Origin of the sequence: Rahnella sp. GSA61A (genome assembly GCF_019969905.1) — a bacterium.
Taxonomy (GTDB): domain Bacteria; phylum Pseudomonadota; class Gammaproteobacteria; order Enterobacterales; family Enterobacteriaceae; genus Rahnella; species Rahnella aceris.
The window spans coordinates 55,517-78,808 of sequence record NZ_JAHXYO010000013.1 but is presented as its reverse complement, the minus strand read 5'-3'; the positions used below and the strand labels follow the sequence as shown (position 1 = coordinate 78,808).

Annotated in this window: 22 protein-coding genes; 5 read left to right on the top strand and 17 right to left on the bottom strand. The window is 51.2% G+C overall.

The window, feature by feature from the left end:
• Positions 1-121: 121 nt before the first annotated feature.
• From nuoF to lrhA, 6 genes are all read right to left on the bottom strand, one after another.
• A complete protein-coding gene (nuoF, locus tag LC431_RS16885) occupies positions 122-1,483 on the bottom strand; it encodes an NADH-quinone oxidoreductase subunit NuoF (protein ID WP_013574593.1) in 1,362 nt (453 codons plus the stop codon).
• Positions 1,480-2,016 carry an NADH-quinone oxidoreductase subunit NuoE gene (gene nuoE / locus LC431_RS16880; protein ID WP_013574592.1) on the bottom strand — a complete coding sequence of 179 codons (537 nt, stop codon included), beginning with the start codon at positions 2,014-2,016 and terminating at the stop codon, positions 1,480-1,482. The genes nuoF and nuoE overlap by 4 nt, the downstream gene beginning before the upstream one ends.
• 2 nt (positions 2,017-2,018) lie before the next feature.
• Positions 2,019-3,818 (bottom strand): NADH-quinone oxidoreductase subunit C/D, encoded by a 1,800-nt coding sequence (nuoC, locus tag LC431_RS16875; protein WP_013574591.1) that lies wholly within the window; start codon positions 3,816-3,818, stop codon positions 2,019-2,021.
• A gap of 89 nt (positions 3,819-3,907) precedes the next feature.
• Complete coding sequence (locus LC431_RS16870) at positions 3,908-4,582, bottom strand: NADH-quinone oxidoreductase subunit B family protein (RefSeq protein ID WP_013574590.1); 675 nt, start codon at positions 4,580-4,582, stop codon at positions 3,908-3,910.
• A gap of 22 nt (positions 4,583-4,604) precedes the next feature.
• Positions 4,605-5,048, bottom strand: coding sequence for an NADH-quinone oxidoreductase subunit A (locus tag LC431_RS16865; protein WP_013574589.1), 444 nt, complete (start codon positions 5,046-5,048; stop codon positions 4,605-4,607).
• A gap of 704 nt (positions 5,049-5,752) precedes the next feature.
• The gene (gene lrhA, locus LC431_RS16860) at positions 5,753-6,697 is read right to left on the bottom strand and encodes a transcriptional regulator LrhA (RefSeq protein WP_013574588.1); all 945 of its coding nucleotides are present in this window, start codon (positions 6,695-6,697) and stop codon (positions 5,753-5,755) included.
• A 987-nt stretch (positions 6,698-7,684) separates the two neighbouring features.
• On the opposite strand from lrhA, the gene LC431_RS16855 reads away from it, so the two are divergent.
• Positions 7,685-8,899: a pyridoxal phosphate-dependent aminotransferase gene (locus tag LC431_RS16855; RefSeq protein WP_013574587.1), complete on the top strand. Its 1,215-nt coding sequence runs from the start codon at positions 7,685-7,687 to the stop codon at positions 8,897-8,899.
• Here LC431_RS16855 and LC431_RS26410 read toward each other — a convergent pair.
• Positions 8,859-8,954 carry a hypothetical protein gene (locus tag LC431_RS26410; protein ID WP_353050891.1) on the bottom strand — a complete coding sequence of 32 codons (96 nt, stop codon included), beginning with the start codon at positions 8,952-8,954 and terminating at the stop codon, positions 8,859-8,861. The two genes, LC431_RS16855 and LC431_RS26410, sit on opposite strands and share 41 nt — an antisense overlap.
• Before the next feature lie 62 nt (positions 8,955-9,016).
• Between LC431_RS26410 and yfbR the strand changes: the two genes are divergently transcribed.
• A complete protein-coding gene (yfbR, locus tag LC431_RS16845; protein WP_013574586.1) occupies positions 9,017-9,616 on the top strand; it encodes a 5'-deoxynucleotidase in 600 nt (199 codons plus the stop codon).
• Positions 9,617-9,624: 8 nt separating this feature from the next.
• Here the strand turns inward: yfbR and LC431_RS16840 are convergent, their stop codons facing one another.
• From LC431_RS16840 to LC431_RS16820, 5 genes are all read right to left on the bottom strand, one after another.
• Positions 9,625-11,457 (bottom strand): SLC13 family permease, encoded by a 1,833-nt coding sequence (locus tag LC431_RS16840; protein ID WP_013574585.1) that lies wholly within the window; start codon positions 11,455-11,457, stop codon positions 9,625-9,627.
• 318 nt (positions 11,458-11,775) lie between these two features.
• A complete protein-coding gene (locus LC431_RS16835) occupies positions 11,776-12,429 on the bottom strand; it encodes a sugar phosphatase (RefSeq protein WP_013574584.1) in 654 nt (217 codons plus the stop codon).
• A 24-nt stretch (positions 12,430-12,453) separates the two neighbouring features.
• Positions 12,454-12,948, bottom strand: coding sequence for a YfbU family protein (locus tag LC431_RS16830; RefSeq protein ID WP_013574583.1), 495 nt, complete (start codon positions 12,946-12,948; stop codon positions 12,454-12,456).
• Positions 12,949-13,143: 195 nt separating this feature from the next.
• Complete coding sequence (gene yfbV / locus LC431_RS16825) at positions 13,144-13,599, bottom strand: terminus macrodomain insulation protein YfbV (RefSeq protein ID WP_013574582.1); 456 nt, start codon at positions 13,597-13,599, stop codon at positions 13,144-13,146.
• 228 nt (positions 13,600-13,827) lie between these two features.
• Positions 13,828-14,016 (bottom strand): hypothetical protein, encoded by a 189-nt coding sequence (locus tag LC431_RS16820; protein ID WP_013574581.1) that lies wholly within the window; start codon positions 14,014-14,016, stop codon positions 13,828-13,830.
• Positions 14,017-14,119: 103 nt separating this feature from the next.
• Here LC431_RS16820 and ackA point away from each other — a divergent pair, with 103 nt between their 5' ends.
• The gene (gene ackA / locus LC431_RS16815; protein ID WP_013574580.1) at positions 14,120-15,322 is read left to right on the top strand and encodes an acetate kinase; all 1,203 of its coding nucleotides are present in this window, start codon (positions 14,120-14,122) and stop codon (positions 15,320-15,322) included.
• Positions 15,323-15,503: 181 nt separating this feature from the next.
• Positions 15,504-17,648 (top strand): phosphate acetyltransferase, encoded by a 2,145-nt coding sequence (gene pta / locus LC431_RS16810; RefSeq protein WP_153374992.1) that lies wholly within the window; start codon positions 15,504-15,506, stop codon positions 17,646-17,648.
• A 94-nt stretch (positions 17,649-17,742) separates the two neighbouring features.
• Here the strand turns inward: pta and LC431_RS16805 are convergent, their stop codons facing one another.
• From LC431_RS16805 to LC431_RS16785, 5 genes are all read right to left on the bottom strand, one after another.
• Entirely contained in the window at positions 17,743-18,696 is a 954-nt protein-coding gene (locus tag LC431_RS16805) for a transketolase family protein (RefSeq protein ID WP_153374937.1), read from the bottom strand.
• A complete protein-coding gene (locus tag LC431_RS16800; protein ID WP_013574577.1) occupies positions 18,689-19,522 on the bottom strand; it encodes a transketolase in 834 nt (277 codons plus the stop codon). The genes LC431_RS16805 and LC431_RS16800 overlap by 8 nt, the downstream gene beginning before the upstream one ends.
• Before the next feature lie 104 nt (positions 19,523-19,626).
• Complete coding sequence (locus tag LC431_RS16795) at positions 19,627-21,003, bottom strand: PTS ascorbate transporter subunit IIC (protein ID WP_013574576.1); 1,377 nt, start codon at positions 21,001-21,003, stop codon at positions 19,627-19,629.
• A gap of 50 nt (positions 21,004-21,053) precedes the next feature.
• On the bottom strand, positions 21,054-21,335 hold the full coding sequence (locus tag LC431_RS16790) for a PTS sugar transporter subunit IIB (RefSeq protein WP_104921260.1): 282 nt from the start codon (positions 21,333-21,335) through the stop codon (positions 21,054-21,056).
• Between the two features lie 137 nt (positions 21,336-21,472).
• Positions 21,473-21,916, bottom strand: a complete 444-nt coding sequence (locus LC431_RS16785; RefSeq protein ID WP_223510110.1) for a PTS sugar transporter subunit IIA — start codon at positions 21,914-21,916, stop codon at positions 21,473-21,475.
• 354 nt (positions 21,917-22,270) lie between these two features.
• Here LC431_RS16785 and LC431_RS16780 point away from each other — a divergent pair, with 354 nt between their 5' ends.
• Complete coding sequence (locus LC431_RS16780; protein ID WP_223510109.1) at positions 22,271-23,287, top strand: LacI family DNA-binding transcriptional regulator; 1,017 nt, start codon at positions 22,271-22,273, stop codon at positions 23,285-23,287.
• The last annotated feature ends 5 nt before the right edge of the window (positions 23,288-23,292 follow it).

The following is a 23,292-nucleotide window of genomic DNA, read 5'->3' as shown; positions in this document are numbered from 1 at the left end:
CCGCCTGACGGCGGGCGTTAATCAAAAATTCTTGCCGGGTTGGCGTATATCACTCGACAGCGCGTCCCTTGTTCCGGGAATTCGCGCACAGCGGGCTCACGTCCGCTGCCTGTTGCCCTCACTACCAACGCTCTTTCAGCAGATTGTTTGGCTGAATGCCTGCAATCGCACGCGCGTTGTTGTAATGCTGTTTGGCGATACCCGCCTCAAACTCTTCCCGGAAATATTTAATCGCACTCTGCAATGGCTCCACAGCACCCGGCGCATGTGCGCAGAAGGTTTTGCCCGGGCCAAGCTGGCGGCAAAGCTGTTCGAGAGTTTCGATATCCCCTGGCTGGCCTTCACCACGTTCCAGCGCACGGAGGATCTTCACACTCCACGGCAAACCATCGCGGCACGGTGTACACCAGCCACAAGACTCACGGGCGAAGAATTCTTCCAGGTTACGCACCAGCGGAACCATGCCAATTTCATTGTCAACGGCCATCGCCAGTGCAGTCCCCAGACGACTACCAGCTTTACCAATACTGGCAAAGTCCATCGGCAAATCCAGATGATCGGCGGTCAGAAAGTCTGTCCCCGCCCCGCCCGGCTGCCAGGCTTTGAATTTCAGGCCATCGCGCATGCCACCGGCATACTCTTCAAGAATTTCACGTGCGGTAGTCCCAAACGGCAGTTCCCAGACGCCCGGATTTTTTACCCGGCCGGAGAAACCCATCAGTTTGGTGCCGGCATCTTCGCTTTTGCCCGCAGAAATACCTTTGTACCAGTCCACACCATGCTCAAGAATCGCTGGCACGTTGCACAGGGTTTCGACGTTGTTGACACACGTCGGTTTACCCCATGCACCGGCAGATGCCGGGAACGGTGGCTTGGAACGCGGGTTAGCACGACGGCCTTCAAGGGAGTTGATCAGCGCGGTTTCTTCACCACAGATGTAACGCCCTGCCCCGGTGTGAACAATCAGTTCGAAATCAAACCCGGTGCCGAGGATATTTTTACCCAACAGACCTGCTTCAGTCGCTTCAGCAATCGCACGGCGCAGGTTCACCGCAGCTTCGATATATTCGCCACGCAGGAAAATGTAACCACGGTAAGATTTCAGCGCGAATGCGGAGATCAGCATGCCTTCCACCAGCAGGTGCGGCATTTGTTCCATCAGCAATCGGTCTTTATACGTACCTGGTTCCATCTCATCGGCGTTACACAGCAGATAGCGGATATTCATGCTTTCGTCTTTCGGCATCAGGCTCCACTTCAGACCCGTGGAGAAACCTGCGCCACCGCGCCCTTTCAGGCCAGCGTCTTTTACCAGATTGACGATTTCTTCCTGGGCCATGCCTTTAAGGGCTTTTTCCGCACCGACGTAACCGTTTTTGCTACGGTATTCATCGATCCAGACAGGTTGTTTGTCGTCACGCATACGCCAGGTCAGCGGATGCATCTCCGGTGTGCGTTCAATGTGTCTTGGGGTATATGTCATGCGTAGCGCTCCAGTAGCGAGCCGATCGCTTCCGGCGTCAGATGGCTGTGCGTGTCCTCATCAATCATCATTGACGGGCCTTTGTCACAGTTACCGAGGCAGCAGGTCGGCAGCAGGGTGAAGCGCCCGTCTTCGGTCGTCTCACCCGGCTTGATGTGCAACTGTTGTTCCAGCGCGGCCTGGATCCCCTGATAACCGGTGATGTGGCACACCACGCTGTCACAGTAACGGATCACATGGCGGCCGACCGGCTGACGGAAGATCTGGCTGTAGAATGTCGCCACACCTTCGACGTCGCTGGCAGGAATGCCCAGAACATCGGAGATCGCGTAGATAGCACCGTCCGGCACCCAACCACGCGCTTTCTGCACGATTTTCAACGCTTCGATAGAGGCCGCACGGGCATCTTCATAGTGATGTTTTTCGTGCTCAATCGCTTCACGTTCAGCGTCACTCAGCACAAACACCGGCGGTACAACAGGCTCGCTGATATTGATGTACTGAACTTCAGAGTCTTTATTGATATCTGTCATCGTTAGCGGTCCACATCTGACATTACAAAGTCGATACTGCCCAGATACACGATCAGGTCGGATACCAGGCTGCCACGGATTACGGACGGGATCTGCTGCAAATGCGGGAAGCTTGGTGTACGGACACGGGTACGGTAGCTCATGGTGCTGCCGTCACTGGTCAGGTAGTAGCTGTTGATCCCTTTCGTTGCTTCAACCATCTGGAAAGATTCTTGCGCAGGCATGACCGGCCCCCACGACACTTGCAGGAAGTGCGTGATCAGGGTCTCGATGTGTTGCAGTGTGCGCTCTTTCGGTGGCGGCGTGGTCAGTGGGTGATCCGCCTTGAACGGGCCTTCCGGCATATTTTTGTAACACTGTTCCAGAATACGCAGGCTCTGACGCAGTTCTTCTACTTTGAGCATGACGCGGGAATAACAGTCACTGACGCCATCACCGGTCGGCACTTCAAAGTCAAAGTTTTCGTAGCCAGAGTATGGACGCCATTTACGCACATCGAACGGGATCCCCGTGGCACGCAGGCCAGCACCGGTGGTGCCCCAGGCCAGAGCGTCGTCTGCGTTGTAAGCAGCCACGCCTTTGGAACGGCCAATCAGAATGGTGTTTTTCAGCGCCGCTTTGACATAGGAGTCCAGACGAGCTGGCATCCAGTCAAGGAACTCACGCAGCAGACGATCCCAGCCTTTCGGCAGATCATGCGCTACGCCACCAATACGGAACCAGGCCGGGTGCATACGGAAACCGGTAATCGCTTCCACCAGATCGTAGATTTTCTGACGATCGGTAAAGGCGAAGAACACCGGAGTCATCGCGCCCACGTCCTGAATAAACGTAGAGATGTACAGCAGATGGCTGTTGATACGGAACAATTCGGACAGCATGACGCGAATGGTGTTAACGCGATCCGGCGTTACGATACCGGCGAGTTTTTCAACAGCCAGCACGTACGGCATTTCGTTTACACAACCGCCGAGGTATTCGATACGGTCGGTGTAAGGAATGTAGCTGTGCCAGGACTGGCGCTCGCCCATTTTCTCAGCACCACGGTGGTGGTAACCGACGTCAGGCACGCAGTCGACAATCTCTTCGCCATCAAGCTGCAAAATGATACGGAATGCACCGTGCGCAGACGGATGGTTAGGACCGAGGTTGAGGAACATAAAGTCCTCATTTTCGGTGCCACGCTTCATGCCCCAGTCTTCAGGCTTGAAGGTCAGCGACTCCATCTCGAGTTCTTCTTTCTGCTTAGTCAGCTCGTAAGGATCGAACTCGGTGGCGCGCGCCGGATAGTCTTTACGCAGCGGATGCCCTTCCCAGGTCTGCGGCATCATAATGCGCGTCAGGTGCGGGTGACCGTCGAAGGTAATACCGAACATTTCCCATGTTTCGCGCTCGTACCAGTTAGCATTCGGGAACACTTTGGTGATCGTCGGAACATGAAGATCGTTTTCTGCCAATGCCACTTTGATCATGATGTCGCGGTTACGCTCGACGGAGATCAGGTGGTAGAAAACGGAAAAATCCGCGGCCGGTAAACCGTCGCGGTGTGTACGTAAACGCTCATCAAAGCCATGCAAATCGAAAAGCATGACATAAGGTTTTGGCTGTTTTCGTAAAAAGGTAATCGCTTCCAGTAACTGTTCACGCTTGAACCACACCACGGGAATTCCGGTGCGGGTTGCCTGAACAGTAAAGGCCTCTGGCCCAAAACGGTTACGCAATTCGCCAATAACCGGATCATCGAGATGATCACGGGTATGCCATGCTGGCAGGGCGGAATCTTGCGTCGTCAAATCTGTCATATTTTTTTCACCACACTAAATGGTCATTTATGCCGTAAGGGGGATATTCATACACACCGCCCCTCAGGGTTGACTCTCAGACCGCAGTGTTAAATCTCGTCCGGCGAACGCAGATTTGTCACGGCAATACGCTCAGCACGTTTACGCTCTTTTTCAGACTGCATATTCGCGCGGTAAACACCCTGGTCGCCAACAACCCATGACAATGGGCGACGTTCTTTGCCAATGGACTCCTGCAACAGCAGCAGAGCCTGCATATAGGCTTCCGGACGCGGCGGACATCCCGGGATGTACACGTCGACAGGCAGGAATTTATCCACGCCCTGCACCACAGAATAAATATCGTACATGCCGCCGGAGTTCGCACAGGCGCCCATCGAAATCACCCATTTCGGTTCCAGCATCTGATCGTATAAACGCTGGATAACCGGAGCCATTTTGGTGAAGCAGGTTCCCGCCACCACCATAAAGTCAGCCTGGCGTGGTGAAGCACGCAGAACTTCTGCACCAAAACGCGCAACGTCATGCACCGCAGTGAATGACGTCACCATTTCGACATAACAGCAGGAAAGGCCGAAGTTGTAGGGCCAAAGGGAGTTTTTACGACCCCAGTTCACCATTCCGTGAAGCGACTCCTGGAGATTTCCCATGAAGACGCTGCGTTTAACCTGTTCCTGAAGAGGATCGCCGACGACCTCCTGAGACTGCAGGGGGTAACGGTCGTTCTCACCGTCCGGGTCTATGCGGGTGAGCGTATAGTCCATCTTAATGCCTCGCTTTGACTGCTTACTGAGGGTGACTGTTGGTATTAATCGCCGGGCTTGGTTTAACAGGTCCTTTCGAACGTGTTGGTGTCCAGTCGAGTGCGCCAATTCGCACCAGATAGAACAAACCTGCCAGCAGTACCAAAATGAAAATGGTAGCTTCCACGAATCCGGTCCAGCCGCTTTCGCGAATAGACGTTGACCATGCATAGAGATACAGGGCTTCAACGTCGAAGATGACGAAGAACATGGCGACCAGATAGAACTTGGCGGAAAGACGTAGCCGGGCAGTGCCGACAGAGGCGATACCTGACTCAAAAGGCGTGTTTTTGTAGCGTGCTCTGGCTCTCCCGCCAAGGAACGCGGCGCCCAGTAACATCAGGCAGCAGAGGCCTACTGCAACGACAAGAAAAACGGCGAACGCCCAGTGTTGAGCGATGACTTCAGTGGCTGTTGACATACTCATTGCTTACTCATCAAAAGTGGCACTTTGGCATCTGCTCTGTAAGGTCGGCAGTTTGCGCACCACATCGATTCAAGGGAAGGATTAAAAACCACACAGTTCACGGCTCAACAAGGGATTAAGCCAGTGATTTGTTGTGGGCTTTTTACCCTTTTCTATAACCTTTTGTCAACTTTGACAAAAGTATCTCCACATTAGTTTACATGCTTAGCATTTAATTAACATATCATGCGCCAGGACTTAAGCTAAATCGTGTCAGTTAAATTCTGTGATAAAGCATGGGCCTGTGACGGGAGTTATGACATCTTTCCAACTTTACTATTGTCGCAGGAATAGACAGCGCTTCCACTCTCTTAATGGGGTTATTTTTTTGATCCATGTCAGAGTTCTGTCAATTTTGATAGAAAAAAAGGCACACATTTAACAAGTTTTATTGATTTTCAAAAAACGACAAGCGATTTGCGGAAAAATTTGATGCTTTTTTTTAACCTGAAAAAAGTCAGCATTTTACGCCATTTACTGTAGTCCTTGGTGATAAGGATGGCAGTCATTACTGGGAAGAAGAAAGGATAATGAACAAAAACAGAGGCTTTAGAAAGGATATTAAACAAAATCACTAAAAGAACGACTTTCCCGCCCCTTAATAGGTAGAAGCCTTAACCCCCGCCTCGTTAGACAGAGGCGGAAGGTAAAGCCGGGGGATTACCTTAACTTTCAGAGTCTGCCAGTAACTCATGATCGTCATCCACTACCGGACGAGGACCATAGGCACTGAGAGAATAGGGATCATTCCCTTGCTCAACTGCATTGAAGATCGCCATTGCAAGTTCATTTTCACAACGGGCATTTTTGTACAACACATACTGCGTATCCGGCAAACGTGGTAAACCGTCCTGTTCACCCAGAACACGCAGCTCCGGACTCATCATTTCGATGGGACGTGCCGTCACACCCAGCCCCGCACGCACTGCCGCACGAATTGCCGATAATGTCGACGCGACATAAGCAATACGCCACGGAATACCTGCCTGACTGAGGTGCTCTATCGCCATCATCCGGTAAGGGCTTGGCTCATCGAGCACCACCAGCGGAACACTGTCGCCGGAGGGATATGCAAAATCAGCCGAGCAATACCAGAGTGTTGGCGACGTGCGCAATACGATGTGCGGGTGATCAGTGTTTGTCATCGTAGTGATGGCCAAATCCACTTCTTCACTTTCGAGCATCGACAACATGAAAGGACTGCGCTTGACGCGGACATCAATAGACAACTTTGGATATACGGATGTCACGCGGCTGAGCAGGAAAGGTAAAATGGTGTCAGCAGTATCATCTGATGCACCAATTGTTATCCCACCTTGAACATTGCTGTACATCAAAGAGGTACAGGCTTCATCATTAAAACGAAGGATTTTGCGTGCGTATCCCAATAACTGAATACCGTGTTCAGTTAATAATTTATTGCGTCCATGTCTGGCAAACAGTTCTTTTCCAACGAGTTGTTCTAGACGTTGCATTTGTTGGCTTACCGCCGACTGAGTACGACACACCGCAGCAGCAGCCGCAGCGAACGTATTAAGATCAGCAACAGCTACAAATGTCCTCAACAGATCAAGATCGAGATTGAGGATTGGACGATTTGCAATTGTCATAGTTTTTCTTCACTTTATAGAATCTAATAACAAGCTACCCTGATGGTGCGTCAAAGTACCCGCAAAAAGCAGAATACCAGATATGTCGGATACTCACTCATTTGATAACCTAAATTGAGAAATATTTGTGCATGAAAGTTTTCATCATTGTGAGCGTTCAGTCATTAAACCTGTGCGCAATAATTCCTCACAAAGGCTGAATGATTAGAACCTCTTATTTAATATAGCCTTTCCCCGCAAACCATTCCATATCCCTTACAGTACCGCTTGCCGCAACCATAAAGCTAAGTTTCGGCAATATCATCGTCAGAAAAACATAAGCTAAATTAACTAATAAAGGTGATTATTAAAAATATAATTCAATAAATTCATTGAGTCACCCTAATAACCATTTTATGCCCAAGGTGTTTTGTTTAAGTAACATTAAGATTTTTCTTGTTTCATCAAATTTTGTTTACGCCCGCCTGTTGCAATATATCCTTTGAAAGCATTTATCTAATCCTGGAAAATACGTTTAAGACTTTACTTAGAACATGATCATTCATCCAGCATTCGCTATTAATCATTAGATAAATATAACTAATTCCTGTTAAAATTTTTCAGCGGTAAAACAAAGCCTCCTGAACTTTTTTCAGAATTTGTCGAGCTTTGGTAAGATTTCATGATGTTCACCCCATTAAAGACAACAAACTGACATCGCCGGGAATAGAGGTAACGCAGCAAAAACAGTGAATTTATTGTTCACAAAGCACTCATTTGCAAAATATAAAATCACAAAATAACAATAACACAGCATAATAAACCATTAAGCTTCTCATACTTTGAGGTAATAACCCACCATAGCCCGCTTTACTGCTGTTTTTCACCAAAACGGTGCACAGCCCTTTTCATGCCCTCTGCGGGAGAGTAAATTGAGCCCTTCGCACTGTTCTACGGTCGCTCCGCACCAGGGAAGAACAGGCTTTATTGCAAAAGGCTCTCATTTACATGTCCCCGATTGAAAAATCCCGCAAACTGGACAACGTCTGTTATGACATTCGCGGCCCGGTGCTCAAAGAAGCAAAACGTCTTGAAGAAGAAGGTAATAAAGTCCTCAAGCTGAACATCGGCAACCCTGCGCCATTCGGTTTTGATGCACCTGATGAAATCCTGGTCGACGTTATCCGCAACCTTCCTACCGCACAGGGTTATTGTGATTCGAAAGGTCTGTTTTCTGCACGTAAAGCGATCATGCAGCACTATCAGGCACGCGACATGCGCGACATCACGGTCGAAGATATTTATATCGGCAACGGTGTTTCCGAACTGATTGTTCAGTCAATGCAGGCATTACTTAACACCGGCGATGAAATGTTAGTCCCGGCACCTGATTACCCCTTGTGGACAGCGGCGGTTTCGTTATCAGGCGGTAATGCGGTGCATTACCTGTGTGATGAAGGGGCTGACTGGTTCCCGGACATTGCCGATATTCGTGACAAAATCACACCACGCACCCGCGGCATTGTGATCATCAACCCGAACAACCCGACCGGTGCGGTATACAGCAAAGAATTGCTGATGCAGATTGTGGACATCGCCCGGGAACATAATCTGATTATTTTTGCCGACGAAATTTACGACAAAATCCTGTATGACGAAGCCCAGCACATTTCCATCGCTTCACTGGCACCGGATTTACTGACCGTCACTTTTAACGGTCTGTCAAAAACCTATCGCGTGGCGGGTTTCCGTCAAGGCTGGATGGTTCTGAACGGACCGAAGAAACATGCGAAAGGTTATATCGAAGGTCTGGAAATGCTGGCCTCGATGCGCCTTTGTGCCAACGTGCCGATGCAACATGCCATTCAGACCGCGCTGGGCGGCTATCAAAGTATCAGCGAGTTTATTCAGCCGGGCGGACGTCTGGTCGAACAGCGTGATCGTGCATGGGAACTGATCAATGAAATCCCGGGTGTTTCCTGCGTGAAACCTAAAGGGGCGCTGTATATGTTCCCGCGCATTGACGCCAAACGTTTTAACATCCATGACGATCAGAAAATGGTGCTCGATTTGCTGTTACAGCAAAAAGTCTTGCTGGTTCAGGGTTCTGCATTCAACTGGCCGTATCCGGACCATGTGCGTATCGTGACGCTGCCACGCGTTGATGAGTTGGAAATGGCCGTTAACAAACTGGGACGTTTCCTCGAAACCTATCGCCAGTAATGCAGTAAGGGCGCTGATAATGGCGCCCTTTTCTTTCTCCCGCCAGTTTCCGCATTTGCATAACTGTTTCGCACTGCTCACAATAGTCACTCATTCACCGTAGTTATTGAGAGTGCTATGAACCAGAGCCATTTTTTCGCCCATCTTTCCCGCCTCAAACTGATCAGCCGCTGGCCGCTGATGCGCAATGTCCGCACCGAAAACGTGTCGGAACACAGTCTGCAAGTCGCTTTTGTCGCCCATGCTTTAGCCGTGATCAAGAACCGCAAATTTAACGGCAATCTGAGCGCAGAACGCGTTGCCCTGCTCGCCATGTATCACGATGCCAGCGAAGTGATTACCGGTGATATGCCAACGCCAATCAAGTATTACAATCCGCAAATCGCGCATGAGTACAAAAAGATTGAGAAAATTGCTCAGCAGAAACTGATTGAAATGCTGCCAAAGGAATTACAGGAAGATTTCCGACCGCTGATTGACGAGCATTATTACACTGAAGAAGAAAAACTGACCGTCAAACAGGCTGATGCGCTGTGTGCTTACCTGAAATGTCTGGAGGAATTGTCGGCAGGCAATAACGAATTCACACTGGCGAAAGCCCGTCTGGAGAAAACGCTGGCAGACAGAAAAAGCCCGGAAATGGACTACTTTATGGAAGTGTTCATTCCGAGCTTCAGTCTGTCATTGGATGAAATCAGCCTGGATTCCCCGCTCTGATCTTAAGGTCAAAACGGGAACAGCACCGGCACCAGAAAAACGCTGACCAGCATCACCAGCAGAGTGAACGGCACACCGATGCGCAGGAAATCGCCAAATTTATAGTTACCCGGCACCATAACCAGCGTGTTTACCGGTGAAGACACCGGTGTCATAAAGGCGGCAGAAGCCGCAATAGCGATAATCATGGTGAACGGGTATGGCGATACCCCCATCTGGTGTGCTGCTGCGATAGCAATCGGTGCCATCAAAACCGCAGTCGCCGTATTGGAAATAAACAGCCCGATACCTGCACAGAGAATGAATAAACTCAGCAGCATCATATATGGCCCATAGCCGCCGCTTACCTCCATTAACCCCTTCACAATCAGCGCCACACCGCCGGTTTTTTGCAGCGCCAGCGCAAAAGGCATCATCCCGACTATCAGCAGCAAACTGGGCCAGTGAATGGCTTTGTAGGCCCCTTCCATCGTGATACAGCGGAATTTACCCATCAGCATGCAGGCGATAATGGCGGCGATAGCATTAGGCACATCATCGGTCAGCATCAGCGCAACCATCAGCGCCAGACAAAACAATGCATGCGGTGCCTGACTCAGGGCTGGCGCGACCTCGTCCACTTCGGCAGGAAGATTAAGCACAATGAAATCATGCATTTGTTGCTGAAGCTGGCGGATCAGCTTCCAGTCGCCAATGACCAGTAGCATATCGCCGAGCTGTAATTCTTCATCCACCAGTTTTCCGTCCAGTGCTTCACCCTGACGGCGGATCCCGACGACATTCAGCCCGTAGGTCGAACGGAAGGCGACGGCACGCAACGTTTTACCCAGGAGCTCCGAATCCGGGATCAGCGAGACTTCGGCCATCCCGACATCCCGCGATTGCTCAGAGAAATACTCGCCGCGTAGCACCATAGGCTCGAGCATTTCGTCAGTGCAAAATTGCCTGATGGAGATGTCTGGATCTGACATATCAAGCAGTAACACATCGCGCGCAAACAGTTCGGTATTCCCCGTTGCGCTGACCATCACGCGGCGAAATTTACGCCAGCGTTCAATGCCCACCACGTTCGCGCCGTAGCGGGAACGCAGATGCACATCATCAAGTGTACGCCCGACCAGAGGCGAACCCGGACGGATAGTGACGCGACGCGCCCGGCCGGTCAGGTGATAATCGCGGATCAAATCCCGGAACGTTCGCCGCTTCCAGCGCTGCTGGCCTCGTGACGCATCTTCTGATGACAGCCAGCGACGGGCGATCAACATGTATCCGATACCCATTATCAGCACCACGAGCCCGACAGGGGTGACGCCGAAGAAACCAAAACCGTCGAATCCTTCACGCAACAGTTCGCTGTTGACCACCATGTTCGGCGGTGTGGCGACCAGCGTCATCATGCCACTAATAAGCCCGGCGAAACTCAGTGGCATCATCAGTCGTGCGGGAGAGGTTTTCATTCGCGCCGAAACGCTGATCACGACAGGAATGAAGATCGCGACTACGCCGGTGGAACTCATAAAAGCACCGAGACCGGCAACCGTGAGCATCAGCAAAACCAGCATCCGCGTTTCACTGTTGCCCGCCACCTTCATCAGCCAGTCACCGACCTGATACGCCACACCGGTTCTGACCAGCCCGTGCCCGACGACAAATAGCGCCGCGATCAAAATGACGTTCGGGTCACTGAATCCGGCCAGCGCTTCATTGATGGTCAGCGTGCCGCTCAGGACGAAAGAAATAATCACCAGCAATGCCACAATATCCATTCGCAGCGTATTGCGCGCGAACAGCACCATAGCAATAACCAGTAACGTGACTACCCAAAGCAATTCACCGGTCAAAACACACTCCATTTGCGTTGAGAGAGGAGGATAAATAGCTATATACCCTAAATAATTCAAATTGTATCAAGGCGGCAACTGCGTGAATCTCCGGGGCTTACATGAGTAAGTGACCGGGGTTCGGGACTAATCTGCCGGGAGCAGACTGGTATGCTGCTTGCAGCGACTCGTTCAGGGGCGAGGCCCATGGATGGGCCGGGTAACGCAGCCAACGCTGAGACAGTTTGATGTATGACTGGGTATGAGAATGGCATAAAAAAACCCCGCACAGGCGAGGTTTATATCAATTTATACAGGGAAATTGTATTTTTTCTGTCCTTAACGCAGGCTGACTTTCACACCTTCGTCGGAACTGCTGACCAGCAGAATTTCGAGCGTAGTCAGATCGAAATCGACATTTTCAATCCCGGGTGTATCGTCTGGCGCATTGACGGCAATGACTTTGCAGCCCGCCGCCAGCCCGGCCATCACGCCGGCTGCAGCATCTTCAACCACCACACAATCTTCCGGGGCCAGACCTAAACGTTCTGCCCCCAGCAAGTAGGCATCGGGTTGTGGCTTGCCGTGTTTGACCTGTTCAGCGGTGATAAACACTTCGGGTTCAGGCAAATGCGCCGCTTTATGGCGCGCACTGGCAACAGGCATTGATCCGGAAGTCACAATCGCCCAGGGAATATTCTGGCGATTGAGTTCGCTCAACAACAAATGTGCGCCCGGGAGAGCGGCGACACCCTCGGTGTCCGTGGCTTCAATTTGTTCCAGCTTGAGAAACTCTTTTTGAATCGTTTCTTCGCTTTCACCCGCCATAAAATGACGCAAAGAAGTGATCGCCTGCTTACCGTGAATAAACGCCAGTACATCCTGCGGGCTGACACCCCAGCTAAGCGCCCAGCTCACCCAGGCACGCTCAACGGCAGGTAATGAATCAACTAACGTTCCATCAAGGTCGAACAAAAAACCCTTACAAAGCACAGGCGACTCCTTTAAGTGTTTACATCAGGCATTGATAATTTGCGCGATCTCTACCGCGCTCAGGTGATACTGACGCGGGCACGACTGCCAGACCGCCAACATACGCTGGTATTTATCCCACATTTTGGTCTGCGAGTTAAACCCATGAGTGCCTGCATCAAAATCAGTGTAACGTCCTTCGGTGTTCACCATAAAGCGGACATAGCTTAAATAACGGGATTCCGTTGCGGCATCAAAACCCAGAAAATCAATTCGGCGGCGATCCAAGTCTTGCGTGTCTTTCAAATTGGTCCACGACACCTGCATCGCATGATGCATTTCCATAATGTTAATGACTGTGCGACAGGTTTCTTCCGGCAATTCGCCGAAATCTCTGTCCAGCTCGCGCATTTGCAAACCAAAACCCCGTTCGATCACTGTTTGTAACCGGCGATAGCGTTCTGCGTTATCGGGATCCAGCATGGTCATCATCTTGTATTGATTGGACAAAATCAGGCGTTGAGCGTTCGTCATTTCCATCGTGAAAATCCTCATGTCTGCATAATGAGCAAAGCATGGCATAGCGCAAAGTTCTGCGAAATCGCAAGCACACCATTCTTTGATTTGGGTCGGGATCTCATCTGAAATAATCACCAGGGGAGACTTTCCCCCGGTGAAATGCGACTTATGAAAGACTATAGATGATGACAGACGCAGTAAGCGGGGAAATCAGGCTTACAGATCGTCTAAAAAGGTTTTGTCCAGTTGTTTGAACGCGCGCTTAAGGACGTCAGCCAGTGACTGATACGTCGGCGTGCCTTCAACTGGCGCCAGCGCCAGTCCGGATTCAGTGAGTTTATTGCGTACATCGTGGAACCAGCCGAGTAATCCCGGCGGCAGTGGCGTCAGAGAACGGCGACCCAGCCACCACAGTCCCTGCATCGGCAAGCTACAGGCAAAAATTGCCGTGGCGACGGCCAGCCCGAGTTGTCCGCCGAGCGCGATTTGCCACGTCAGGGTAAAGACCGCAACCGGTGGCATGATGCGTACCGCGAAGCGTGTAGCAGTAGAAATCCGGTTCTCCGGAAACATCGGAGCCAGGCGCTTATCTGACGGCCATGTCTTCATATAGTGCTGCCCGCGCTGGAATACCTGGAACCAGCCTACCGAGCCTGTTGGCTTACTCGTCATCTTTGCACCTCAACTTCACGTGTAAAATTTAAAAAATAGTTGTAAAACACAAACTGGAGTTTATCACGATAAAATATATTTTGTTTTTGCTGGCACCTGTCGGTATTCTATCGCAGCCTCGCAACCCTCTCAGGCAACGAGATCAATATAAACTTGGGGCAAACGCGGTGAATTGCAATCTTTCGCCCCCATAATAACCATAGTGCCTCGGTCTGAGAGGATTTGTAATTAATTATTGTATTTTTTGTTAGTGTTTTTGCTGATTAGTAACACCCTGAAGATACGTAAACCGAAATATGCGGCGCAGTAAACCGCTTTATTTCTGTCATCCGGACGCTTAAAAAAACCAAAGCCCGGCAATTCTTCAGCTTTTTCATCGTCATGCCTGTTTTGGCTCTCTGGCATGATGTTAATCATAATTGTCGCCGCCATTATGCGCTACGCTTGATGTCAGACTGACGATTTATTAACCACGTGTATTGTTTTTTTTAAACAGCACCAACAATAAATAGGTACTTCCATGTCGAGTAAGCTTGTACTGGTTCTTAACTGTGGTAGTTCTTCCCTAAAGTTTGCCATCATTGATGCTGCAAATGGCGAAGAACACATTTCAGGTTTAGCCGAATGTTTCCATCTGCCAGAAGCGCGCATTAAATGGAAAATGGACGGTGGCAAAGAAGAAGCCGCTTTAGGTGCGGGCGCCGCACACAGTGAAGCGTTGAAATTCATCGTTAATAACATTCTGAGCAAAAAACCTGAGCTGTCCGCAGAACTGGTTGCAATCGGCCACCGCATCGTTCATGGCGGCGAGAAGCTGACCAAATCAATGCTGATCAACGACGCTGTCATCGAGGGTATCAAAGAGTCTATCCCGTTTGCGCCGCTGCATAACCCGGCTCACCTGATCGGTATTGATGAAGCACTGAAATCTTTCCCTAAACTGGCTGATAAAAACGTTGCCGTTTTCGACACCGCTTTCCATCAGACAATGCCAGAAGAATCATACCTCTACGCCCTGCCGTACAGCCTGTATAAAGATCACCATGTCCGTCGTTATGGCGCACACGGCACCAGTCACTTCTACGTGACTCAGGAAGCCGCAAAAATGCTGAACAAACCCGTGGAAGAAGTGAATCTGATCACTTGCCACCTGGGTAACGGCGGTTCTGTCAGTGCCATCCGTAACGGTAAATGTGTGGATACTTCCATGGGGCTGACCCCGCTGGAAGGTCTGGTGATGGGTACCCGCAGCGGTGACATCGACCCGGCAATTATCTTCCACCTGCACGATTCTCTGGGCATGAGCGTTGATCAAATCAACAAAATGCTGACTAAAGAATCGGGTCTGCTGGGCCTGACTGAAGTCACCAGCGACTGCCGTTATGTTGAAGACAACTACACCACTAAAGCTGATGCCAGACGTGCCATGGACGTCTTCTGCCACCGCCTGGCGAAATACATCGGTGCGTACACTTCACTGATGGAAGGCCGCCTGGACGCCGTCGTATTCACAGGCGGTATCGGCGAAAACGCCGCAATGGTTCGCGAATTGTCTCTGGCTAAATTAGGCCTGCTGGGCTTTGAAGTGGATCACGAACGTAACCTGGCTGCCCGTTTCGGTAAATCCGGGGCGATCAACAAAGAAGGCACTCGCGCCGCTCTGGTTATCCCAACCAACGAAGAGCTGGTGATTGCACAAGACGCCGCGCGTCTGACTGCATAATTCGATTCAAGACTGCCCGCGTAATGCGGGCAATTTTTCACTTATAGGCAAACGCCGCCCGTTTGGACGCACCGCGCAGGATAATCATCGCGCTTATGCTGATCATTATCCCCTCTGCACAAACCTGCGAATGTCCCTGCCTGGCAACCGTTAAAGAGGTTTAGCCGTGTCCCGTACAATTATGTTGATCCCTACAGGCACCAGTGTCGGTCTGACCAGTGTCAGCCTGGGTGTGATCCGTGCCATGGAACAAAAAGGCGTCAGCCTGAGTATCTTCAAACCTATCGCCCAGCCGCGTACTGGCGGAGATGCTCCTGACCAAACCACGACCATTATTCGCGCTAACTCCACCGTGACTGCAGCCGAACCGCTGAAAATGAGCCACGTTGAAACCTTGCTGAGCTCAAACCAGCAAGACGTGCTGATGGAAGAAATCATCGCGCGTTATCACGAAAACACCAAAGATGCCGAAGTGGTGCTGGTTGAAGGTTTAGTGCCTACCCGCAAACACCAGTTCGCCAATGCGCTGAACTACGAAATTGCCAAAACCCTGAACGCAGAAATCGTCTTCGTTCTGGCGCTGGGTAATGATTCTCCTGCGCAGCTCAAAGAACGTATCGAACTGGCCCGTTCCAGCTTCGGTGGCAGCAAAAACAAAAATATCACCGGCGTAATCATTAACAAACTGAATGCACCGGTTGACGAGCAGGGGCGTACACGTCCTGACCTGTCTGAAATCTTTGATGATTCCACCAAAGCCAGCGTGGCAAATATCGACCCGACTCAGCTGTTCGCTAACAGCCCGCTGCCGGTTCTGGGCTGCATTCCGTGGAGCTTCGAGCTGATTGCCACCCGCGCAATCGACATGGCTAAGCACCTGAACGCACGTATCATCAACGAAGGCGACGTCAAAACCCGCCGCGTGAAATCCGTCACTTTCTGCGCACGCAGCATTCCGCATATGCTGGAGCATTTCCGTCCTGGCTCCCTGCTGGTGACCTCCGCTGACCGTCCTGACGTGCTGGTTTCAGCCTGTCTGGCAGCCATGAATGGCGTGGAAATCGGCGCTATCCTGCTGACCGGTGGCTACGAAATCGACGCCCGCATCAACAGCCTGTGCGAACGTGCATTCCAGACAGGCCTGCCAGTCTTCATGGTAGAAACCAACACCTGGCAGACTTCCCTGAGCCTGCAAAGCTTCAATCTGGAAGTGCCTGCAGATGACCATCAGCGCGTAGAGAAACTGCAACAGTACGTGGCTTCTCACATCAATGCTGACTGGATCAACTCCCTGAGCGCACACTCTGAACGTTCACGCCGTCTGTCACCTCCGGCATTCCGCTATCAGCTGACCGAACTGGCCCGTAAAGCCGGTAAACGTATCGTTCTGCCGGAAGGCGACGAGCCACGCACTGTGAAAGCGGCAGCGCTTTGTGCTGAACGTGGTATCGCGGAATGTGTTCTGTTGGGTAACCCTGACGAGATCAAACGCGTTGCAGCAGCTCAGGGCGTGACGCTGGGTAAAGGCATCGAAATCGTTGATCCGGTGGCTGTCCGTGAAGAATACGTGGCGCGTCTGGTTGAACTGCGTAAAAGCAAGGGTATGACCGAAGTGGTTGCGCGCGAACAACTGGAAGACAACGTGGTTCTCGGCACCCTGATGCTGGAACAAGGTAACGTTGACGGTCTGGTTTCCGGTGCTGTTCACACCACCGCAAACACCATCCGCCCGCCGTTACAGTTGATCAAAACTGCGCCGGGCAGCTCACTGGTTTCCTCTGTGTTCTTCATGCTGCTGCCTGATCAGGTTCTGGTGTATGGCGACTGTGCGATCAACCCGGATCCTACTGCTGAACAGCTGTCTGAAATCGCGATCCAGTCTGCGGACTCCGCTGCAGCCTTCGGTATCGAACCCCGCGTTGCCATGATCTCCTACTCAACCGGTAACTCCGGCGCAGGTAGCGACGTTGAGAAAGTGCGTGAAGCGACCCGTCTGGCCCAGGAAAAACGTCCGGATCTCATCATCGATGGCCCGCTGCAATATGATGCTGCGATCATGGCTGATGTTGCACAATCTAAAGCGCCAAACTCGCCGGTTGCGGGTAAAGCGACCGTGTTCATCTTCCCTGACCTGAATACCGGTAACACCACGTACAAAGCGGTACAACGTTCTGCGGATCTGGTCTCTATCGGGCCGATGCTGCAGGGTATGCGTAAACCGGTTAATGACCTGTCGCGTGGCGCACTGGTTGACGATATCGTCTACACCGTTGCACTGACTGCGATTCAGTCTGCTCAGGCAGAAGCAGCGGTTGCGGCCAAATAAGCCAAACCCTCTGAACGCAAGACGCCGGGCTTTTTGAGTCCGGCGTTTTTTTTGGTCTTTTTTGTGGATCGCTTCATGGCTGATCGATAAAGATTCAGAGCAGTGTTTTTGCTGCTTCCAGAATATGTTCAGCCGTCAGGCCATATTCCTGCTGTAAAAACTCCTGGGTGCCCACCTGTCCGTAACGCTCTTTGACACCAACCCGGCGCATCGGCACCGGCTGGTTTTCCACCAGCACTTCCGCCACCGCTGATCCCAGTCCGTTATGAATACTGTGGTTTTCACAGGTCACAATTTTGCCGGTTTTCGTGGCGTATTTGATGATGACATCTTTATCAATCGGCTTGAGGGTAAACATGTCGATGACTGCCGCACTGACCCCTTCGCGTTCCAGCATTTGCGCCGCTCTCAGCGCTTCCGCCACCATAATCCCGTTCGCAATCAGCGTCACGTCTGTGCCATCACGCAGCACATTGGCCTTGCCGATGGTAAACGTCGAGCCTTCCTTGTAAACCTGCGTAGCCTGTTTGCGAATGGTACGCACCCAGTAGAAACCTTTTAAATCCATCAGTTGCAGCAAAATATTGCGGAACATCACGGCGTCGGTGACTTCCATCACCACCGAACTCGCCAGCCCGCGCACAATACCCATATCTTCGAACGACATATGCGTGCCGCCGTTATGACAGGCGCTGACGCCCGCATCTGACGCAATGATCTTGACGTTATTCTTCTGGTAATCCAGCGACATAAACAGCTGATCGAAACAGCGGCGGCTGGCAAAGGCGGTAAAAGTATGCACAAACGGCACGCGACCGGTCAGCGAAAGCCCGGCGGCAACACCGATGACATTCGCTTCCATGATGCCGCAGTTAATCACGTGATCAGGATGATTTTTGTGTACGCCGTCCATCGCCATCGAGCTCATCAGATCGGCTTCCAGCGCGATAATCGGCGTATTCTCTACAATTTTTTCGCGCACAGTGCTGGCGTAAACTTTACGCATTTCTACTGCGTCTTTTTGCAATTCAAGAGAAACTTCAAACATGAGTGGCCTCCAGCTCAGCGATAGCGTTTTCGATTTCCAGTTTCACATCCGGCGTTAAACGCAGGTGATGTGAGTTCGCCAGTTGCTCGAGATACTTCACGCCCTGCCCTTTGATGCTGTCGAGGATCACCACCAGAGGACGCTGCTCGGCGTGACGAACCGGCGTGACCGCCTCGCTGATAGCCACAATGTCATCGCCTTTAATGGTCTCTACATCAAACCCGAACGCACTGAATTTTCCGGCCAGATCGAATGGCTTAATCACTTCATCCAGCGTGCCATCGAGTTGCTGTTTGTTGTAATCGATGAACAGTGTCAGGTTATGCAGATTGTGGTGCGCAATAAACTGGAAGGCTTCCCAGCACTGGCCCTCGTTCAACTCACCGTCGCCAAGAATGCAGAAGACGCGGTTGCTGCGACCAGCCAGCTTATGCGAAAGTGCCATGCCCGCCGCAATGGAAACGCCTTGTCCCAGCGAGCCGGTGGTGGCATCCACGCCGGTGGTCCGCAGCCGGTCCGGATGGCTCGGCAGCTTTGTGCCATTCTGGTTGAGGGTGTGTAATTCGCTGACCGGGAAATAACCTTTCAGTGCCAGCGTGGCATACAACGCTGGTCCAGCATGGCCTTTGGACAGCACGAAATAATCACGTTCCTGCCAGTCTGGTTTTTTCGGGTCGATGCGCATCACATCGCCATACAACACGGCCAGCGTTTCCACCACGGACATGCTGCCGCCATAGTGCCCGAATCCTAAACCGGTCAGCATTTTTAGCGTCTCGATACGGATATGGCGGGCCAGATCACGAACCTCCTGGACATCTTTCATCTTCATTGGTCCTTATTTTAATGAGCACTTATCCTGGCCTGTTATTTCTAACAGGCAGGACAGTGTTTCCCGGATGGAGTTAAAAAACGTAGTGGTGCAGGGAATTACTTTTCAGTGATTTCTTTCTCAGCCGCCGGTTTTTTGCCGAGATAGTTCCAGGCAACCAGTACCGCGAAGATACCGACAATCAGCGCCATGATGCCTTCCTTCGACATAAAGCGAGCCAGATTACCCAGCAGGATGCCGATAACGCCGAAGTCCGCATCAGAGAAGGTGGCATTAGCAAAGCCCAGCGCGCCCAGTACTGGCAACAGCAGAACCGGCAGGAAGGTAATCAGCACGCCGTTGGCAAACGCACCGATCATTGCCCCGCGACGCCCGCCGGTCGCATTACCGAACACACCTGCCGTCGCACCAGTGAAGAAGTGTGGCACCACGCCCGGCAGGATCAGCACCAGATGCATTTGCCCTAACAGGAACAGTCCCACCAGACCGCCAAGGAAGCTGAACAGGAAACCGATCAGCACCGCATTCGGCGCGTACGGATACACCACCGGACAATCCAGCGCCGGACGGGCATTAGGCACCAGTTTCTCGGAGAAGCCGACGAATGCCGGAACGATTTCCGCCAGGATCAGACGCACACCCTGCAAAATGATGAACACGCCTGCCGCAAAGGTAATTGCCATGATGATGGCGTACACCAGGTAGTTCTGGCCTGCACTGTAGGTCGCCTCAACAAAGACCTGACCCGCGAACACCGCCATAATCAGGTAAATAATAATCATGGTGAGCGAGATAGAAATGGAACTGTCACGCAGGAAACTGAGATTTTTCGGCAGATTCATTTCTTCCGTAGAACGTGAACCTTTACCGACCTTGCTGCCGATCCAGCCCGATAAGACGTAACCAATGGTGCCGAAATGACCAAATGCCACGTCGTCGCTGCCGGTAATTTTACGCATGTAACGTTGCGCCAGCGCCGGGAAGAACGCCATGATAAGGCCCAGCGTCAGGGAACCGGTGAACACCAGTGAAACGCCTTCAAAACCGGCCACCGTCAGAATAACGCTGATCATACAGGCCATATAAAACGTGTGATGACCGGTCAGAAACACATATTTAAGACGGGTGAAACGGGCCACGATCAGGTTTGCCACCATACCAAACGCCATAATTAACGCTGTCGGTGCACCGAATTTCTCCAGCGCGATGGAAACAATCGCTTCGTTATTAGGAATAATACCCTGGATATTAAAGGCGTGTTCAAACATACCGCCTAAAGGATTTAATGAGCCAACTAATACTGTTGCACCACCGCCCAATACTAAAAAGCCAAGTATTGTTTTAACCGTGCCTTTCACCACATCAGAAAAGTTTTTCTTTTGTGCCACCAGACCGATTAATGCGATGAGCCCCACCAGTATGGAAGGCACTTTTAATATATCGACCACAAACTTGAGCGTTTCCTGGATAAACATATCCACCTCGTTTGTCTATTTGTTTTATTTGTAGGGTTATTCAGTGCCGGTCAGGACACTGGATGTTTTTCAAAGTGAGCAATCAGTTTTGTTTCAAGTTCATTAATATCAATGATGTTGGTAATCACCACTAACTGGTTTTCAGGAATGCTGGCACTGGCAGCGATGTCCTTTGCCATCACGAACAGGTCGGCTTCACCCGGAATGGCTGAGGACAAATCGGAGTGCTGAACATCTGCCTGAATATTGAGTTTCTTCAGGACCTTTTTGATGTTTATTTCAACCATAAAGCTGCTGCCTAAACCGGAACCACAAATCGCCATGATTTTCATATTATTCACTTGTCCTTTATCTGTTTTTAAACGATTAAAATATGTAGAACCGTACTCCATCTGCACATATTAATGCATATGAATGGTCAGAATACCCTTAGATTTAAGTCGCACTCCCTTTACAATATTAAGTCAAATTAATAGCGGGATATAATGTCCTGAATTTCTCTGATGGTTTTTGCCTGATGTATTTTCTGCATATCTTCTTCACTGGAAAATAATTCTGCCAGTTCAGAAATCAGTTCAATATGGCTGTGCTTATCTGCTGCCGATAACATCACCACGGTATACACCGGATCGTTATCCTCTGAATTAAACGCCACGCCGTGCGGCAGCGTCAGCAACGAGAGTCCCAACCCGTTCGCCCCTTCTTCTGGTCTGGCGTGTGGCATCGCAATGCCCGGCGCCAGAACAAAATACGGCCCCAGTTTTTCCCGTTGAGCAAAAATAGCCGTCAGGTAATCCGGGGTAATTGTCCCTTCTTTCAGCAGTGGCTCAGCGCTCACTTCCACTGCCTGCCGCCAGTCCGTGATATCCGTTCTGATCTGAATTCGTTCAGATGTCAGCCAATCATTCAGCATAGTGATGCTCCGTTTTTATTTTTAAAGATGGCCGGTCAAATTTCCCCCAGACCGCACCAACGATCCAGACTCTACTTCAGCGGTAGCGTTAACATCTGTGATGCAGATCTCAAAGATAGCGCTACCAAACTTCTATCATTGAGATCTGTGATAGCGCTATCAAAAATAATCACACAGCGGTATCGCCGTCCCGTGGATCGCATAAATAACGGTATACTTTGTCGGGAAATTGCCGATAATTTACCGAATTCTGCCGTGGTTCCCGATTTACCGGTCCTGCTGCGGCCCGCTTTTTTCGCTATACCTGTGGGTATACATTTTGCGCAAGATGCGCAGTTAAGGTCAGGATCGTGAATGTCCATTAACAAGAAAAGACGCAGTACCGGAAGAGTGACGCTGGCTGATGTCGCGCAACTGGCGGGCGTGGGCAGCATGACTGTTTCCCGTGCGCTGCGCACACCCGAACAGGTCTCCGATAAGCTACGGGAGAAGATCGAAGAAGCGGTCAGTCAGCTGGGATATCTGCCCAACCAGGCCGCCAGTTCCCTGGCTTCCGCCTCCTCAAATACCATTGCGATGATTGTACCGAGCCTTTCCGAAGCGGGCTGCGCCGAGATGTTTGCCGGGCTACAGAAAGTGCTGCAACCGGCCGGTTATCAGATCATGCTGGCGGAATCTCAACATCGTATTGAGCGGGAAGAAAAACTGCTGGAAACGCTGCTTTCCTACAATCTGGCGGCGGCGATTTTACTGTCCGTTGAACACTCCGCCAATGTACGTCAATGGCTGGATAACCTGACCATCCCGGTGCTGGAAATCGGTGCGCTGACCAATTCGCCAATCGACATGAATATCGGCATTGATTATGTCGAGGCGATGTTTCAGTTGACCCAGACGGTGGTGGCGAAGGGATATCAGAATATTGGCATGCTGTGTGCCAATCAGGAACAGTGGATTTTCCAGCAGCACCTTCAGGGTTGGCGTAAGGCCATGTTGAAAGCGCATATTTCCCCGCACCGGGTGATAAACGCCGCCGAGCCTGCCAGCTTTTCCACCGGCGCTCAGCAACTGCCGGAGTTCCTGCTTGCCTGGCCGGAAATTGACGCGCTGGTGTGTGTTTCCGACGATCTCGCCTGTGGCGCACTGTATGAATGCCAGCGCAGACGCATCAAAGTGCCAGATGAACTTGCCGTGGTCGGCTTCGGCAATGCCGATGTCAGTAAAGTATGCCAGCCGCCGCTGACCACTATTGCTATTCCGCATAAAGAAATCGGGGTGCGCGCTGCCCAGGCATTGCTGGCGAGGATTAATGACGAGGAATGGGAAGAAGTGACGATCGCTTCGTCGTTGTGCAAGCGGGAGAGTTGCTAAAAAGA